The sequence below is a fragment of the Bradyrhizobium sp. S3.12.5 genome (assembly GCF_040548225.1).
Lineage (GTDB): Bacteria > Pseudomonadota > Alphaproteobacteria > Rhizobiales > Xanthobacteraceae > Bradyrhizobium > Bradyrhizobium cytisi.
The window spans coordinates 192,119-207,951 of record NZ_JBEPRF010000002.1; the positions used below are offsets into that span (position 1 = coordinate 192,119).

15 protein-coding genes and 1 pseudogene are annotated in these 15,833 nt (G+C 64.7%); 6 read left to right on the plus strand and 10 right to left on the minus strand.

Annotated features, from left to right (window positions below):
* Positions 1 to 40: 40 nt before the first annotated feature.
* The 10 genes from ABIC09_RS02990 to ABIC09_RS03035 form a co-directional block, all read right to left on the minus strand.
* Complete coding sequence (locus ABIC09_RS02990) at positions 41 to 1,618, minus strand: DegQ family serine endoprotease (RefSeq protein WP_354108355.1); 1,578 nt, start codon at positions 1,616 to 1,618, stop codon at positions 41 to 43.
* A 205-nt stretch (positions 1,619 to 1,823) separates the two neighbouring features.
* Complete coding sequence (locus ABIC09_RS02995) at positions 1,824 to 2,303, minus strand: cytochrome c-type biogenesis protein (protein WP_354108356.1); 480 nt, start codon at positions 2,301 to 2,303, stop codon at positions 1,824 to 1,826.
* Positions 2,304 to 2,307: 4 nt separating this feature from the next.
* Positions 2,308 to 4,290 (minus strand): heme lyase CcmF/NrfE family subunit, encoded by a 1,983-nt coding sequence (locus ABIC09_RS03000; RefSeq protein ID WP_148751992.1) that lies wholly within the window; start codon positions 4,288 to 4,290, stop codon positions 2,308 to 2,310.
* A complete protein-coding gene (ccmE, locus tag ABIC09_RS03005; protein ID WP_148751993.1) occupies positions 4,287 to 4,796 on the minus strand; it encodes a cytochrome c maturation protein CcmE in 510 nt (169 codons plus the stop codon). Before ccmE ends, ABIC09_RS03000 begins: the two co-directional genes overlap by 4 nt.
* A gap of 37 nt (positions 4,797 to 4,833) precedes the next feature.
* Positions 4,834 to 5,946 (minus strand): c-type cytochrome biogenesis protein CcmI, encoded by a 1,113-nt coding sequence (ccmI, locus tag ABIC09_RS03010; protein WP_148751994.1) that lies wholly within the window; start codon positions 5,944 to 5,946, stop codon positions 4,834 to 4,836.
* Positions 5,947 to 6,077: 131 nt separating this feature from the next.
* Positions 6,078 to 6,347, minus strand: a complete 270-nt coding sequence (locus ABIC09_RS03015) for a hypothetical protein (protein WP_148751995.1) — start codon at positions 6,345 to 6,347, stop codon at positions 6,078 to 6,080.
* Between the two features lie 100 nt (positions 6,348 to 6,447).
* Positions 6,448 to 7,851, minus strand: coding sequence for a hypothetical protein (locus ABIC09_RS03020; RefSeq protein WP_148751996.1), 1,404 nt, complete (start codon positions 7,849 to 7,851; stop codon positions 6,448 to 6,450).
* Between the two features lie 146 nt (positions 7,852 to 7,997).
* Positions 7,998 to 9,374 carry an ATP-binding protein gene (locus ABIC09_RS03025; protein ID WP_148751997.1) on the minus strand — a complete coding sequence of 459 codons (1,377 nt, stop codon included), beginning with the start codon at positions 9,372 to 9,374 and terminating at the stop codon, positions 7,998 to 8,000.
* A 106-nt stretch (positions 9,375 to 9,480) separates the two neighbouring features.
* Entirely contained in the window at positions 9,481 to 10,155 is a 675-nt protein-coding gene (locus ABIC09_RS03030; protein WP_011085905.1) for a response regulator transcription factor, read from the minus strand.
* A gap of 241 nt (positions 10,156 to 10,396) precedes the next feature.
* Positions 10,397 to 10,552 (minus strand): hypothetical protein, encoded by a 156-nt coding sequence (locus ABIC09_RS03035; protein ID WP_187434935.1) that lies wholly within the window; start codon positions 10,550 to 10,552, stop codon positions 10,397 to 10,399.
* A gap of 235 nt (positions 10,553 to 10,787) precedes the next feature.
* Here ABIC09_RS03035 and ku point away from each other — a divergent pair, with 235 nt between their 5' ends.
* The 6 genes and pseudogenes from ku to ABIC09_RS03065 form a co-directional block, all read left to right on the plus strand.
* Complete coding sequence (ku, locus tag ABIC09_RS03040; protein ID WP_354108357.1) at positions 10,788 to 11,786, plus strand: non-homologous end joining protein Ku; 999 nt, start codon at positions 10,788 to 10,790, stop codon at positions 11,784 to 11,786.
* Positions 11,787 to 11,844: 58 nt separating this feature from the next.
* Positions 11,845 to 12,081, plus strand: a complete 237-nt coding sequence (locus ABIC09_RS03045; RefSeq protein WP_354108358.1) for a hypothetical protein — start codon at positions 11,845 to 11,847, stop codon at positions 12,079 to 12,081.
* Between the two features lie 188 nt (positions 12,082 to 12,269).
* Positions 12,270 to 12,452: a hypothetical protein gene (locus tag ABIC09_RS03050; RefSeq protein ID WP_148752000.1), complete on the plus strand. Its 183-nt coding sequence runs from the start codon at positions 12,270 to 12,272 to the stop codon at positions 12,450 to 12,452.
* Between the two features lie 202 nt (positions 12,453 to 12,654).
* A complete protein-coding gene (locus ABIC09_RS03055) occupies positions 12,655 to 12,819 on the plus strand; it encodes a Flp family type IVb pilin (RefSeq protein WP_148752128.1) in 165 nt (54 codons plus the stop codon).
* A 381-nt stretch (positions 12,820 to 13,200) separates the two neighbouring features.
* Positions 13,201 to 13,611 carry a hypothetical protein gene (locus ABIC09_RS03060; RefSeq protein ID WP_354108359.1) on the plus strand — a complete coding sequence of 137 codons (411 nt, stop codon included), beginning with the start codon at positions 13,201 to 13,203 and terminating at the stop codon, positions 13,609 to 13,611.
* A 514-nt stretch (positions 13,612 to 14,125) separates the two neighbouring features.
* A pseudogene (locus ABIC09_RS03065) lies at positions 14,126 to 15,763 on the plus strand (thiamine pyrophosphate-requiring protein); the annotation flags it as partial.
* Positions 15,764 to 15,833: the final 70 nt, after the last annotated feature.

Consider the following 15,833-nt stretch of genomic DNA (forward strand, 5'->3'; position numbering starts at 1 on the left):
ACACTCTTCATCTCGCAAGCCTCCTGAGGCTCAGCCCTTGTCAGCCCTTGGCAATGGGCACCGCGACGAAGCGCGACTGGCCGCCGCTCTTCACGCGCATCAGGACGCTGTTCTTGTTGTCGGTCCGCGCCGTGTTGATGGCGTCGCGGACCTCGCCGGCGGTGCTCACGCTCTTGCCGCCGACTTCGAGAATCACGTCGCCTTCCTTGAAGCCGCGCTCGGCGGCCGCACTCTTCGGATCGACTTCGGTAACCACGACGCCGTCCTTGCCGGCGCCAGCCACGGAGTTGGCGGGTGCAACCGTCATGCCGAGCTTCGGCACGTCAGTGCCCTTGCTCGCGCCCTTGCCGCTGTCGTTGTCGATGTCGGCCTTGGCCTCGACCGTGTTCGGCAGCTGGCCGAGGGTGAGGTTCACGACCTTGTCCTGGCCCTTGTGCAGCACGTTGAGCTTCACGGACGCGCCGGGCGCCATGCCGCCGATGGTGCGGGCGAGCTCGCGGGCGTCCTTGACGGGTTCGCCGTTGACCGTCGTGATCACGTCGCCGGACTCGATGCCGGCCTTGGCCGCCGGGCCATCCTTCTGGGGCTCCGCCACCAACGCGCCTTCGGCCTTCTTCATGCCGAGGCTGTCGGCGATGTCCGAGGTGACAGGCTGGATCTGCACGCCGATCCAGCCGCGGCTGACCGAGCCCTTGTCCTTGAGCTGGGCGACCACGCTCTTCACGGTGTTGGCGGGGATCGAGAACGCGATACCGACGCTGCCGCCGGAGGGCGAATAGATCGCGGTGTTGACGCCCATCACTTCGCCCTCAGTGTTGAAGGCCGGACCGCCGGAATTGCCCTTGTTCACGGGCGCATCGATCTGGATGAAATCGTCATACGGGCCGTTGCCGATGTCGCGGCCGCTGGCCGAGACGATGCCCGCGGTCACGGTGCCGCCGAGACCGAAGGGGTTGCCGACCGCCAGCACCCAGTCGCCGATCCGCGGCTTGCCGTCGGCAAGCTTGGCGAACGGGAAGTTAGAGCTACCCTCGACCTTGATCAGGGCGATGTCGGTGCGCTGGTCGGTGCCGATCACCTTGGCGCTGAAGGTCTTGCCGTCGTCGGTGGTGACCTCGACCTTGTCGGCGCCGTCGACCACGTGGTTGTTGGTCACGGCGTAGCCGTCAGCCGAGATGAAGAAGCCGGAGCCCTGGCCCTGCACGACGCGGCCACGGCCACCCTTCTGGCCCGGGAAACCATCGGGACCGCCGAAGCGGCGGAAGAAGCGCTCCATCGGCGAGCCCGGCTGGAACGGCGAGGCGGAATCATCGCCGTCGTCGTTGCTCGCGGTCTTCTCCTTGATGTTGACCTTCACCGAGATCACCGAGGGCTTCACGCGCTCGACGATGTCGGCGAAGCCGATCGGACGCTCGACCTTCTTGACCTCGTTGTTGACCTGCGCGTGCGCCGGGCTGGAGAACAGGTCGGCGGGCGACGTCGTCGGGCTGAAGCCGTGGACGGCGACACCGAGACCGGCGACGACCGAGGCCATCAGGGCGATCCTGCGGGCGGAAAACACGGAACGGCGACGCTGCCGGTAGGACGGAAGGTTGGTGAGGTCGGGACGATCGGTCATGCAGGTCTCCAGGGCCTTGAAATCCATCTGGTGCCCGGTAGCGGCACCTTACGGACCTGAACATGGGGATTTGCGCCTTACCGCGCGCTGGCTGCCGGGTTAAACTTTTGTAATGAAGACCGTGCTGGCGTGCGGCAGTTTAGCACAGACCAAAAGTCGCGATCTTGCAGGAACTTAACGGGTTCCGGCGACGGCGCCGCGCGACCTAGCGCGATGTCGCATCGTCCGACATCAGGGCGGCAAGCCGCGCCTCTTCCTCGGGCGTCAGCGGCGCCATGACGTCTGTGCCGTTCCGCGAGCGACGCCTAATTTGCTGCCACAATGCAAAACCACCGCCGGCCAGCAGCAGCGGCGCGAGCAGCCACAACAGCAGGGTCTGCCGTTCGAAGCGCGGCTTGAGCAGCACGAACTCGCCATAGCGGGCGACCAGGAAGTCGAGCACCTGAGGGTTACTGTCGCCGGCCGCGATGCGCTCGCGCACGAGAAGACGCAGATCGCGCGCGAGCGGCGCATCGGAATCGTCGATCGACTGGTTCTGGCAGACCATGCAGCGCAGCTCGCGCGACAAGTCGCGCGCCCGGGCCTCCTTGACGGGATCAGACATGATCTCGTCGGGCTGCACCGCATGCACCGCCGGCATAGCCAGCAGCATGAGCGCGACGATCGCGGACATCATCCGGCGCATCGCGTCACTCCGCGGGTTGCAGGCGCTGCTTGGCCCGCGCCGGCTTCGGCGCGCCGACCCGCAGGCGTCGGTCGGATAGCGACAGCACGCCGCCGAACGCCATCAGCACCGGCCCCCACCAGATCATGAGCACCAGCGGCTTGTGATAGATGCGCACCGCGATTGCGCCCTCGGCGGTGACGTCGCCGAGCGAGATGTAGAGCTGGCTCGCGCCACGAGTCAAAAGCGCAGCTTCCGTGGTGGAGGAGCCACGCGTGGTGAAGCTGCGCTTCGACGGCGTCATGACGCTGAGCGCTTCGCCATCCCGACTGACGTTGAACTGGGCAATCATCTCGCGGTAGTTCGGCCCTTGGCGCTCGAGCAGACCGTCGAGCTTCAGGTCATATCCGGCGACCTGCGCGACGTCGTTCGGCTTCATGGTCGCGATATATTCTGTGTTCCAGGTGGTCTCGCAGACGATCCCGATCAGCGCGACGCCGAGACCGGCATGCGCGAACACAGTTCCCCAGGCCGAGCGCGGCAGGCCGCGAGCCCGGCGCAACGTCGTCGCGAACGGCAGACGAAACAGGCCGGTTCGTTCAGCCAGATCCGTCGCGGCCCCGGCGATGACGAAAACCCCGAGCCCGATGGCCAATGGCGCCAGTGCGCTGCCGCCACGCGTCCAGGCCCAGACGATCGCGATCACCACAAGACCCGCCACGCCGGCCGCAAGCAGCCGCTGGGTGACGCCGAGCAGATCGCCGCGCTTCCACGCCAGCATGGGCCCGAACGGCACGGCCAGCAGCAACAGAACGAACAGCGGCACGAAGCTGAGATTGTAGAACGGTGCGCCCACGGACATCTTGAAGTCGGCGAGCACTTCCATCGCCAAGGGATAGAGCGTGCCGAACAGCACGACCGCGCAGGCCACCGTCAGCAGCAGATTGTTCAGCACCAGCGCGCCCTCGCGCGAGATCGGCGCGAACAGGCCGCCCTGCTTCAACGAGGTCGCGCGTCCCGCGAACAGCGACAGGCTGCCGCCGATGAACAGGCAGAGGATCAGCAGGATGAACACGCCGCGGGTCGGATCATTGGCGAAGGCGTGGACGGAGGTGATGACGCCCGAGCGCACCAGGAAGGTGCCGAGCAGCGACAGCGAGAAGGTCAGGATCGAAAGCAGGATGGTCCAGACCTTCAGCGCGTTGCGCTTCTCCATCACCAGCGCCGAGTGCAGCAGCGCCGTGCCGGCGAGCCAAGGCATCAGCGAGGCGTTCTCGACCGGGTCCCAGAACCACCAGCCACCCCAGCCGAGCTCGTAATAGGCCCAGTAGGAGCCCATCGCGATACCGAGCGTCAGGAAGATCCAGGCGACCAGCGTCCACGGCCGCACCCAGCGCGCCCAGGCCGCATCGATTCGCCCCTCGATCAGCGCCGCGATCGCAAACGAGAACGAGATCGAGAAGCCGACATAGCCGAGATAGAGCATCGGCGGATGCACGGCGAGACCGATGTCCTGAAGCACCGGATTGAGATCGCGCCCCTCGATCGGCGGATTGACGATGCGCAGGAACGGATTCGAGGTGATCAGGATAAAGAGATAGAAGGCGCTCGCGATCCAGGCCTGGACCGCCAGCACATGGGCGCGCAGCGACAGCGGCAGATTGTTGCCGAACGCCGCGACCAGCCCGCCGAACAGCGCCAGGATCGACACCCACAACAGCATCGAGCCTTCATGGTTTCCCCACACGCCGGTGATCTTGTAGATCAGCGGCTTCATGGAGTGGGAATTCTCGTAGACGTTGGCGACGGAGAAATCCGAATTCACGTGCAACGTCACGAGCGCGATGAACGAGGCGCCGACGAACACGAGCTGCGCCAGCGCGGTGGAACGCGCCACGTTCATCAGCGCGGAATCGCGCAAGCGGGCGCCGATCATCGGCACGAAGGACTGGATCAGCGCCAGCGCGAGCGCCAGCACCAGCGCGTAATGCCCGGCTTCCGCGATCACCGCACCGCTCCTTGCGAATTGCCCTGCGCCGTCGTGGCGGCAGGCTTGGCACCACCAGCAGCCTGGGCGCCGTAATCGTCCTTCCAGTGCCCTTGCTTCTTCAGGGCATCGGCCACGTCCTTGGGCATGTAGGTCTCGTCGTGCTTGGCCAGCACGGTGTCGGCCTTGAACACGCCGTTGGCATCAAGCGCGCCTTCGGCAACGACGCCCTGCCCTTCGCGGAACAGATCGGGCAGGATGCCCTTGTAGGCGACGGGCAGCTTGGCACCGCCGTCGGCCACTTCAAACGTCACCGCGAGATTGTCGCCACGCTGCAGCGAGCCCGGCTGCACCAGGCCGCCGAGGCGAAAACGCTTGCCGGGCTGGACGTGGTTTTCGGCCACCATAGTCGGGGTCGAGAAGAACACGATGGAGTCGCGAAGTGCGTTGAGCACCAGCGCGGCTGCGAGCGCGAGCACGGCGAGGGAGCCGCCGATGATGGTCATACGTCGCTGCTTGCGCGTCATGGCGTATCCGTTCTCCGCTCGTCTGGTGCTGCGCCTGTCATCCGTCGAGCCCGAGAGTCTTGAGGCCTTCGTTGAGCCGGCGCAACCGCTCGGAATCTTTGGCGATCGCCTGGCGGGCGTCGGTCGAGGCGGCCTGCGCCTTGTCGCGATCGCCCATCACCAGATAGGCGCGCACCAGACGCAGCCAACCCTCGACATCGTCGCCGTTCTGCTTGAGGCGCGTGGCGAGACGCTCGACCATGCCGCGGACCATCGCGTTGCGATCGCCGTCGTTCATCTCCTTGGACGCTGCGATCGTCTCGTCGGACAGCGCCGGCATCGTCACGCCGCCGCCGACCCGCGCGAGCGAAGTCTGAACCAGCGGCCGCCACGGCGCATCCGCAGGCGCTTTCGCCAGCAGCGCGCGCCAGATATTGGCCGCGTCATCCTTGCGGCCGTCCTGCTCGGCTGCGAGCCCGAGGAAGTAATTCGCCTTGGGATCGTCGGCGTTGAGCGCATGCGCACGCTCGAACTCGGTCTTGGCCTCCGCCGTCACCACGCCGCTGGCAGCGGCCGTAATCGCCTCGCCGAGATCGGAGCGGCGCTCCGCGCTCTCGCCGTTATAGGTGATCGAGCTGCGATAGGCGCGCACGGCCTCGTCGAAGCGGCCAAGCCGCTCCAGCACCGGCGCGAGCACGTTCCAGCCGCGGCCATCGGTCGGATTTTTTTCCAGATGTTGCTGGACCTGCACGACGAGGTTCTCGAGCGACTGCGCCATGCCGGACCCCGCCCCACGCTCCCGCTGCGCTAGCGGGAAGTCGCGAAGCGCGGGCGAGCCGAGCGGAACGTAAATTGCGGCCGCCACCAGAGGCAGGCCGACCAGCGCCAGCACGGCGGCCGCGCGGCGCCATTTCAGACTGGATGTCAGCACGAGCCCAGACTCGCTGCCGGCGGCGGCGAGCAGCCTGCGGCTGATCTCGACGCGCGCTGCCTCGGCTTCAGGTAGCGCGATCAGTCCTGCCGCGAGATCACGCTCGATCTCGGCCAGCTGATCCTTGTAGACCGCGACCTCGCTGCCTTGATTGTCAGGACGCGCGCCGCGGCCGAGCGGCCAGAGCACGGCGAATATCGCCGCGACCGTCATCAGCGCGAACACGAACCATAGCGTCATCTGGCAAGCTTCCGGCAGCGCGCGAGCCGCGCCTGTAGGTGGCTTTACACCACGGCCGGACGATGCGGCAATTGACAATTGTCAATTTGGTGCGAGCGCACATAGTCCCGAAATGGTGAAAATCCAACGGCTTAGCTGATCTCGAAGTCCACGCTTCGAGCGGCGTCCTCGCCATGCCCGTTGAAGGCCCTCAGGAAATATGTTCCCGGCTCGATTGCCTCAGGCAATCTGATGCGCAACGCCCCGACCGGAACGGGCGATGCAACCCTGGTGACGGTTTCTGACAGTTGCCGACCGCTTGTCTTCTCGACCAGCACCACCTTCGCGCCGACCATCAGCCTTTGATATTTGGCAACAATGACGCGGTTTTCGATTTCGATGGAGCTGATAACGGGTTTCATGCGCCCACAGATAGAAATTCCAGAAGCTTGCACGGGGACCGTAGGGCCCGCGACTGGCACCGTCAACTACAAATTGTGATTACGGAAAAATGCGCTTGGATCAGCTTGCGCGGGTCGATTTGCGCTCGCCCGTCGCCGCGTTCTCTGCCGCGCGGCTCATCAGCGAGGCGTAATCGTTGCCAAACAGCACCTGGCAGAAGCGGATCGCGGCCTGCACCTGCTGCTGCCGGTAGGTACGGACCTTGTGATCGGCAGCGCGCAGCGACTGCACCAGCTGCTCGGTCGACCGTTCCACATATTGCTGCAGGTCGGAATAGGTGCGCAGCGTCACCTCGTTGATCGCGAGCTCACTGGCATAATTGCGGCAGGTTGCGACGAAATCGATCAGCGCCACGGTTTCCTCGACCTCGGTGCTGTCGATCCGCGCGCCCGGCGGAATGTCCTTCTCGGGGCGCTGGCGCAGGATGCGGCGGACGCGGCCGGGAACGTTGTCGATCTCCGACTGCAGCGCGTTGGAGATGTCGGCCCGAATCGAGGTCAGCTGCTTGCCCCAGGCGGAATCGTTGCGCAGGTCGAGCTCGGTGCGCAGGCCGCGGACGCCGTCGTGCAGCGCTTTCAGATTGTCGGCCACCGTCTCGAAATGGCCGCGCTTGATGTCCATGCGCAAATTGGCGGCGACCCGGGCCAGATCGTGCAGGGCTATCGTGACGGCCACGCCGTACGGCGTCGCCGCGACGCGGATCTCGTCGTCGGACGCGGCGATCTTGATGGCGAGGCGAATGATCTGCCACGGCGCGGTCATGCGCTGGACCACCACCGACAGCGCAAATGGCAGCATCTGCGGGGTCTGGAGCACGGGAACGTTGAGCGCAGCGGTCACCGAGGCGATCTGTGGATCGCCGAATGTCCGCAGGAAGCGCGGCAGCTTTTCATTGAGCGTGCCAATGGCCTCGCGAACGGCGAGCACCGCGCCGATCGAATAGAGGTCCTCGATCACGCTGGGCGGACCGACACGGGCGAGCGCGCGCGACTTGTCGCCGCCGCCGGGCCCCGTCAGCTCGAAGATGGCGTGCGCAGCCACGGCCTGGAGCTTGAGCGCCAGCGCCTCGACCTGCCCCGCACTGTCCGACGCCGGCATGCGCGCCAGCGCCGCCTCGAATTCGTTGATCTTGTCCGGGGCGCCGTCGCGGCCGAGCCATTGCCAGATCGGATGGAGTGCGGAGCGGCGGATCTGTCCGACCCGGGTCGGGGCGCCAGCCTCGACCAGGAACGGTTCCAGGATCTGGAACAGCAGCCGCGACAGATCGTCGGCGCGCGGCGGCGCAACTTCGTCGGCCTCGGTCTTGCGCACGATCTTGCGCAGCTGCTCGAGCACGAGGGTTGCGACCGCGGTGTCCTGGCCGCGCTCAAGCGCGCGCTCGAACTCCCGCATCAGCAGCGCCTGCGCTTGCGGCGGGAGCTGCGCGAGATATTCCCTCAGCCGCTCGATCGATGTCTGGCTCATGCGCCCGGGTAATGCACGGTAAGTGGCGGACGCGGATGCGTCCTCTCCGATCATAGCCGGGTGCGCCTTAAGAAGCCGTTGAGGAAGTCGCTCCGAATACCTCCGGTTTCGTTCGGAAGCCAAAATAATCGTTTGAGATCAGAGGATTATACTCCCGGCAGCACCAGCTCGGCCCGTAGACCCCCGATCGGGGCGCTGCCGAGCGACAGGCTGCCGCCATAGAGCGCGGCAAGATCGGTCACGATCGACAGCCCCAGCCCGGAGCCCGGCTTGGACTCGTCGAGCCGCTGGCCGCGCCGGGAGACCTGGGCACGCTCGGCCTCCGAGAGGCCACGCCCGTCGTCATCGACAATGAGCCGCAGCCTGGGGCCTGCGCCGGCCTGCTGCGAGGCCTCCACCAGCACCTCGATGAAGACCCGCGAGGCCGCCCATTTGCAGGCATTGTCGACGAGATTGCCGACCATCTCCTCCAGATCCTGCCGCTCGCCGCGGAATTTCGCCGATGGATCGGCCTCGGCCTCGATGGCAATGCCGCGGCCGCGGTGGATCTTCTCCATGGTCCGCCGCAACGCCTCGATAGCGGGGGCAACCTCGGTCACGGTGCCGACGATCGAGACGCGGGCCGCGATGCGGGCGCGCTCCAGATGATGGGCGAGCTGGTTGCGCATCACATCCGCCTGCTCCATCACCTTGGCCGCGAACGGATCGGCCGCATGCGTTCCGGCCTCGTTGACGATCACCGACAGCGGCGTCTTGATCGCATGGGCGAGATTACCGACATGGGTTCGCGCTCGCTCCACGATCTCGCGATTGGCGTCGATCAGCGCGTTGGTCTCGCGCGCGAGCGGCGCGATCTCGACCGGGAATTCGCCCTCGAGCCGCTCCGCCCGTCCGGAGCGGATGTCGGCAATGGATTCCGAGATGCGCTTGAGCGGGGCAAGGCCGAAGCGAACCTGGAACACGGTGGTCAGCAGCAGCACGATGCCGAGCGCCGTGAAGGTGCCGCCGAGATAGTAGTCGAAGCTGCGCGTCTCGTCGAAGATCTCGGTATCGTCGCCGGCGACGCTGACCAGGTATTTGCCGTCGGCGCCGAGATCGACGGGACGCTCGACCATGCGCAGATTCTGCCCTTCCGGCCCGTCGACATAAGCGAGGCGAATGCCGGCCGCGGTGAGCTCGGTGCCCTGCTCTTCCAGCTTCGGCAGCTTCTTGTCCCAGAGCGAGCGCGAGGACCGCACCTCCGGCTTCTCGGTGTCGGTGCGCGTGATCTGCCAGTACCAGCCGGACAGCGGCAGCTCGAACAGGGGCTCGCCAAGCGATTGGAACTGGCGATCCGGCGGCTCGTCCGGCGTCGCGACCTCGGCGATCAGGGTACGGAGATAGAGGTTGAGCCGGCGGTCGAAGGCGCGCTCGGTCGCGTTCTTGTAGACCGACGACAGCACAACACCCGTGATGGCCAGGATCACCACGAGCCAGGCGGTCGCCGAGAGGAACAGGCGGTTCGCAAGCGAGCTGGCGGGCATCGGAATGATCCCGGAGGCGCGAGGTGGCGGCATGGCGTCGGCGGTCATGACCGGACCAAGGCCCGTGTCGGCGCGGCCGTCAAGCCAAGATCCTTCGAAAGCCCCCTTAAGCGCCCGGCGCCGGCGGCGGGGTCAGGAGATAGCCGAGGCCGCGGACCGTCTGGATGATGTCGACGTCGAGCTTCTTGCGGATGCGGCCGACGAAGACTTCAATCGTGTTGGAGTCGCGGTCAAAATCCTGGTCGTAGAGATGCTCGACCAGCTCGGTGCGCGACACCACCCGCCCCGAATGGTGCATCAGGTAGGCCAGAAGCCGATATTCGTGCGAGGTCATCTTGACGGGATTTCCGGAGACGCTGACCCGGCCGGTGCGGGTGTCGAGCGTGACCGGGCCGCAGCTGAGCTCGCTCTGGGCATGGCCGGTGGAACGGCGCAGCAGCGCGCGGATCCGCGCCAGCACCTCCTCCAGGTGGAACGGTTTTGCGACGTAGTCGTCGGCGCCGGCATCAAAACCCTGGACCTTGTCGCTCCAGCGGTCGCGCGCGGTGAGGATCAGGACCGGCATGGTGCGGCCGTTGCGGCGCCAGGCTTCCAGCACCGAGATGCCGTCCTTCTTCGGCAGGCCGATATCGAGCACCACGGCGTCATACGGCTCGTTGTCGCCGAGATAATGCCCCTCCTCTCCGTCAAAGGCGCGGTCGACGACGTAGCCGGCGTCCGTCAGCGCCTTGGTGAGCTGACGATTGAGATCGGGGTCGTCCTCAACAACGAGCAGGCGCACGCTTCTCTCCGAAATGACTGCATCAACTACGCCACAGATGATCAATCCCGGCGTGAACTGAATATGAACGCGGGGAACCGGCCGCGTTATTTTTTGGTCATATACTTGGTCATATACGATGTGATCGCACCAGACGCGACTGCGCCCGCCAGGCCACCGGGCGAGACCTGTGGCATGGCGGGCGCAGTGTGCCGCGTTAGCGGCTGAGTCGGAAGGTCCGCCCTTCCCGCTGAATTGTCCGTCAGGTCCGGAAGAACACGAACCAGATGACGGCGAGGATCAGGATCGCAAGCCCGGTTGAGATGGCGAGCAGCGCCGCCACCGACGGCCCCGGCTCGCCCTGGCGCGCCTCGGTTGCAGTTTCAACGATCTGACGGTCCTCGCGCGTGCGTGCCATGGTGGCCTCAATCTCTGAACGTCGCCTCCGCTGACCGCGAACTCATCACGGCCCTGTGTCCGGGGCCAACGCCCGATCCGATACGATGTTCCGGTCTTTTGCCAGTCGATCGGACCGAACCGCACGGTCAGCGGCTGGTTAACGCAGTTGCAAGATTCCGCACTGACCCATGTAGGATTCGGTGTTCCCCGATGGTATCGTCTTAAGGCTGTCCCTGTTGCGTTTGGAGTAACCCATGGCCCCCCGTGCCAACTGGAAGGGTTTTTTGCGCCTCTCGCTCGTGACCTGCCCGGTCGCGCTGTATCCGGCCACGTCGGATACCGAGAAGGTCTCGTTCAACCAGATCAACCGCAAGACCGGCCACCGGATCAAATATCTCAAGGTCGACGCCGAGACCGGTGACGAGGTGACCTCCGAGGACATCGTCAAGGGCTACAAGGTCGACACCGACACCTACATCGAGGTCACCAAGGACGAGCTCGACGACATCGCACTGGACTCGACACACACGATCGACATCGACGAGTTCGTGCCGAAGACCGATATCGACAACCGCTATCTGATCCGCCCCTATTATCTCGTGCCGGACGGCAAGGTCGGCCACGATGCCTATGCGGTGATCCGCGAGACCATCCGCAGCATGGACAAGGTCGCGATCGGCCGCGTGGTGCTGACCAACCGCGAGCACATCATCGCGCTCGAGCCGCTCGAGGCCGGCCTGATGGGCACGCTGCTGCGCTATCCCTACGAGGTGCGCAGCGAGAGCGAATATTTCGACGACATCCAGGACGTGAAGCTGACGAAGGACATGCTCGACCTCGCCAAGCACATCGTCGAGAAGAAGTCCGGCGCGTTCGAACCCGAGCTGTTCGAAGACCACTACGAGAGCGCGCTGATCGATCTCATCAACAAGAAGCGCGCGGGCGCGCCGATCGCGGCCAAGTCCACACCGAAGAGCGGCGGCAACGTCATCAACCTGATGGACGCGCTGAAGAAGAGTCTCGCCAGCGAGAAGGATGTAGCCCCCGCAGCGAAAGTCGCCAGGGAGACGGTCAAGGAAACCGCCAAGGATACCGCCAAGGCCAGGAAGCCGAAGAAGCGCGTCGAAGGCCAGCGCGAGATGCTGCTGCCGATCTCGGGCAAGGGCGGCAAGGAGGCCGCGGCCAAGGAAGCTATATCGAAGAAGGCCGACAAGCCGGTGCGCGCGACCACACGGACGAAGAAGGCCGGCTGACGACCTCGCATCACCGATCGCGCCGTGACGTCTCCCCTCACCGACCGGGCTGCCTGACATGCCCTGGTCGACGCCGTTCGACGATCCGATCAACTTGCGCGGCGGACGCCGGCTCCGCACGCTGCAAGAGGCCGCCGACTTCATCATGCAGCTGCCCGCAGCCGAGCAGCAGGAGCCGCGCTGGCAGACTGCGGTCGAGATGCTGATCAACGCGGCGGAAACCGGCGGCGGCTGGCTGATGTTCGCGCGCGTTGGGATGCTGCGGGCGTTGAACACGGACGGCCGCCGTGGATAAGCCGCGACCGGCATGCTTGACGATCGGTTGACGAACAGCCTCAACAATCCGTTAAGCGGCGCGCTTCCCTTTCGCACGATCATGTCATCGTGTCGCACCGAGTATTCCTACGGGAACCAAAATTAACCTCCGATTCCCCTTGCTCGCCCCATGGTCCGACCTTCGATTGAGCCAGGGTTCGCACCTTCGTGCCGCAGCAGGACGCCAGAAAGAACTACATCGGCATCGTGAGTGACACGACCGAGGAAGAGCGCATCGCCGACACTGCCGCGCGCTTGCAGCCGCATGTGGTGGGCTATCTGGTCGGTCGTCTCGCGGCTGCGCTGGGACGCGCTCGCAAGGGCGCGCTGGAACGCACCACCACGAGTTGAGGCGGGCCGGCTTCCCCTCATTTGAATTGGATAATGAAACCTTCGTTTAACGGCTGTTACGTTAAGACACAGCAGGCAAGGTTCGGCCGAGCCTTGCCTATTTCGAGCCCGGCCTATTTGACGCGCGCAAATGCCCGCCGACCACTTTACCGGTTTGATAACGCCGCGCGCCTACATTGGATCGGATCAAGAGGAGTTGGCGATGGTTTTGCTTAGGTCTTTTCTTGCCGATGAAAATGGCGCCACCGCGATCGAGTATGGCCTGATCGCCGCCGGCGTCGCGCTTGCGATCGTGACCATCGTCACCAACACGGGCAGCGTCCTCCTCAGCAACAAGTTCAACTCGATCAGCGCAGCCACGAAGTAGTTTCGTGATTGCGAGCGCAGCGTGGAGTGGGGACGGCGTAATCGCCGTTGACAGCCACCTGCGTGGAGCGACATGTCTCTCCACCGCCATTGCGAGAAGCTCGCGACAAAATTGCGCAGCAATTTTGCGCTGATGCGACGAAGCAATCCAGAATCTTTCCGCGGAAAGATACTGGATTGCTTCGCTCCGCTCGCAATGACGGCGTGCGGAGAGGCGGCGCAGCTCTGACAACCCGACACACCTCCGCATCCTCGCGTCGACTTTTAAGGGCGCAGGGAAGGTTTCGCTTCCGCTCTACCCGTCCTACGGGCATATTTTCAACACGGCGTGGCTCCGAGTCATGCTATCAATCGCTGCACCAAAGCCACTTGAAGGATACGGATGAAAAGCGCGACGCTGCTGGTTCTCGGCTTCGTGTTTGTTGGCGTCTGGTCGCAGGACAGCGCGACAGGGCAGACGTCAGTCGCGCCGCCGGTTTCGCTTGCTCCGCCCAAAGCATCGCCGCCGCGGGCAAGCGCCGGGATTTCGCCGGCAGCGTCTGACAATCGGTCCTCGACACCGGCGACGAACGGACCTTCATTGTCGCCAAATCCAGCCGTCGACTATGACGGCTTCAGCGCCGGCACCGACGACAATGACACCCCGCATCAGGCGACGCGCCCCACGAAGCCACGCGCAGCAAGGGACTCCAAGACCAATCCGGATACAAAAGGCGTCGCGGGACAGGACCCGATCGACCGGGAAGATGCGGCGTTGAAACGCAAGCTGATGATCTGCCAAAGCTGCAAATAGGCGGTTCCCTCGGAATTTTCCGCTCGCGAAACCGTGAAGAGACTTCGTCAGCCGCGCGGAACGAAATAATCCACCTCCGGATTGAAGTCGCTTTCGAGCGATCACGAAGTCACGGCAAAACGTCGCCGAGCTACTCTCTCAACTGTTCTAGTCGGGAGAGACAGCAATGCGGTCACATCAGGCTTTCGTCGCTCCGGCAATCATCCTCTGTTGCTCGCTGTTGAGCATCGCCACTCTGGTGATGGTCGGAGCGTGGTGAAGTCAGGTTAAAAGTCCATGCGCGAAGAATTCACATCGCTCGCTTTTCTGGCCGTAACCGTGGCCGGGGTCGCGTTACTGGGATCAGGTCTGCTCGCACTGGCCTTGGTAGGATAGGCCACTCGCGCCCTGTCCGGCCGCACGTTTGCGCTGCATAGCAGCCTTCTGCGTGCGAAGCGCCGCTTTACCCTCCCGGCATTTCCTGATCCTCTCTCCCTAATCGGCCGGACCAACCGGCCTCGCCAGGGAGAGAGACGCCATGAAGCTCGGCACCGCCATTGCGGAAATCATGCGGCGCGAGGGGATCGAGATCCTCTGCGGTTATCCCGTCAATCATCTGATCGAGCATGCGGCGAAGGCCGAGATCCGCCCCGTGATGGTGCGGCAGGAACGTGTCGGCATCCACATGGCGGATGCGATCTCGCGGGTGACGTCGGGACGCACGATCGGCGCGTTCTGCATGCAGCACGGGCCCGGCGCGGAGAATGCGATGGGCGGCGTCGCGCAGTGTTTTGGCGAATCCGTTCCGGTGCTGGTGCTGCCGATGGGCTATCAGCGCAGGCTTGCGCATATCGAGCCGAACTTCAATTCCAGCGAGGCGATGAAGCCGTTCTCGAAATCATCCGAGCCGATCATCCTCGCCGCCGAGGTCGCCAATATTTTCCGGCGTGCCTTCACCAGACTGAAGAACGGGCGCGGCGGGCCTGTCATCGTCGAGATCCCCGCCGACATGTGGAACGAGGATGTGCCGGAGCCCCTGAACTACATGCCGGTGCTGCGCACCCGCTATGGCGCCGACCCCGTGCATGTCAGGGAAGCGGCCGGCCTGCTCGTCAACGCCAGGCGGCCGGTGATCTATGCCGGCCAGGGCGTGCATTACGCGCAGGCCTGGCCGCAACTGAAACGCCTTGCCGAGCGGCTCGCCATTCCCGTCACCACCAGTCTCGGCGGCAAATCCTCATTCCCGGAGACCCATCCGCTGTCGCTCGGCTCGGGCGGCCTCGCGGTGCCGCGCGCGGTGCCAAAATTCCTCGCTGAAGCCGACGTCGTCTTCGGCATCGGCTGCTCCTTCACCGAGACCAGTTTTGGCATCGCGATGCCGAAGGGCAAGACCATCATCCATTCGACGCTCGATCCGAACCATCTCAACAAGGATGTGGAGGCGAAGATCGGCCTCGTCGGCGACGCGGGTCTCGTGCTCGATGCGCTGCTGGAGGAGATCGGTAAGTCCGTCACGTCGAATCGCGATGCCTCGGCAGTCGCCGCAGAGATCGCGGCTTCGCACAAGGAGTGGCTCGCAAAATGGATGCCGAAACTCACCAGCAACGATGCGCCGCTCAACCCCTATCGCGTGCTGTGGGACCTGCAACACACCGTCGACGTCAAGAACACCATCATCACCCATGACGCCGGCAGCCCGCGCGACCAGCTCTCGCCGTTCTGGAAGGCGGTCACGCCCCTGTCCTATCTCGGCTGGGGCAAGACGACGCAGCTCGGCTACGGCCTTGGCCTGGCAATGGGTACCAAGCTCGCGAAGCCCGACAAGCTCTGCATCAATGTCTGGGGCGATGCGGCCATTGGCTTCACGGGCATGGATTTCGAGACCGCGGTGCGCGAGCGGATCCCGATCATGTCGATCCTGCTCAACAACTTCTCGATGGCGATCGAACTGAAGGTGATGCCGATCTCGACCGAGAAATATCGCTCGACCGACATTTCCGGCGACTATGCCGCGATGGCGCGCGCCTTTGGCGGCTATGGCGAACGGGTGACGAGGCCGGAGGATATCATCCCCGCGATCAGGCGCGGCATCCAGAAGACGCAGGAAGGCATCCCTGTGCTGCTGGAGTTCATCACCAGCAAGGAGACCGAGGTGTCGCGACCGGGCACGTAAGGCAACCGCAGCGCCGCGGGCGCTGGCTCCGGCCGCAGAAGATGTGATAATCCGGCCTGGTGCCGCGCAT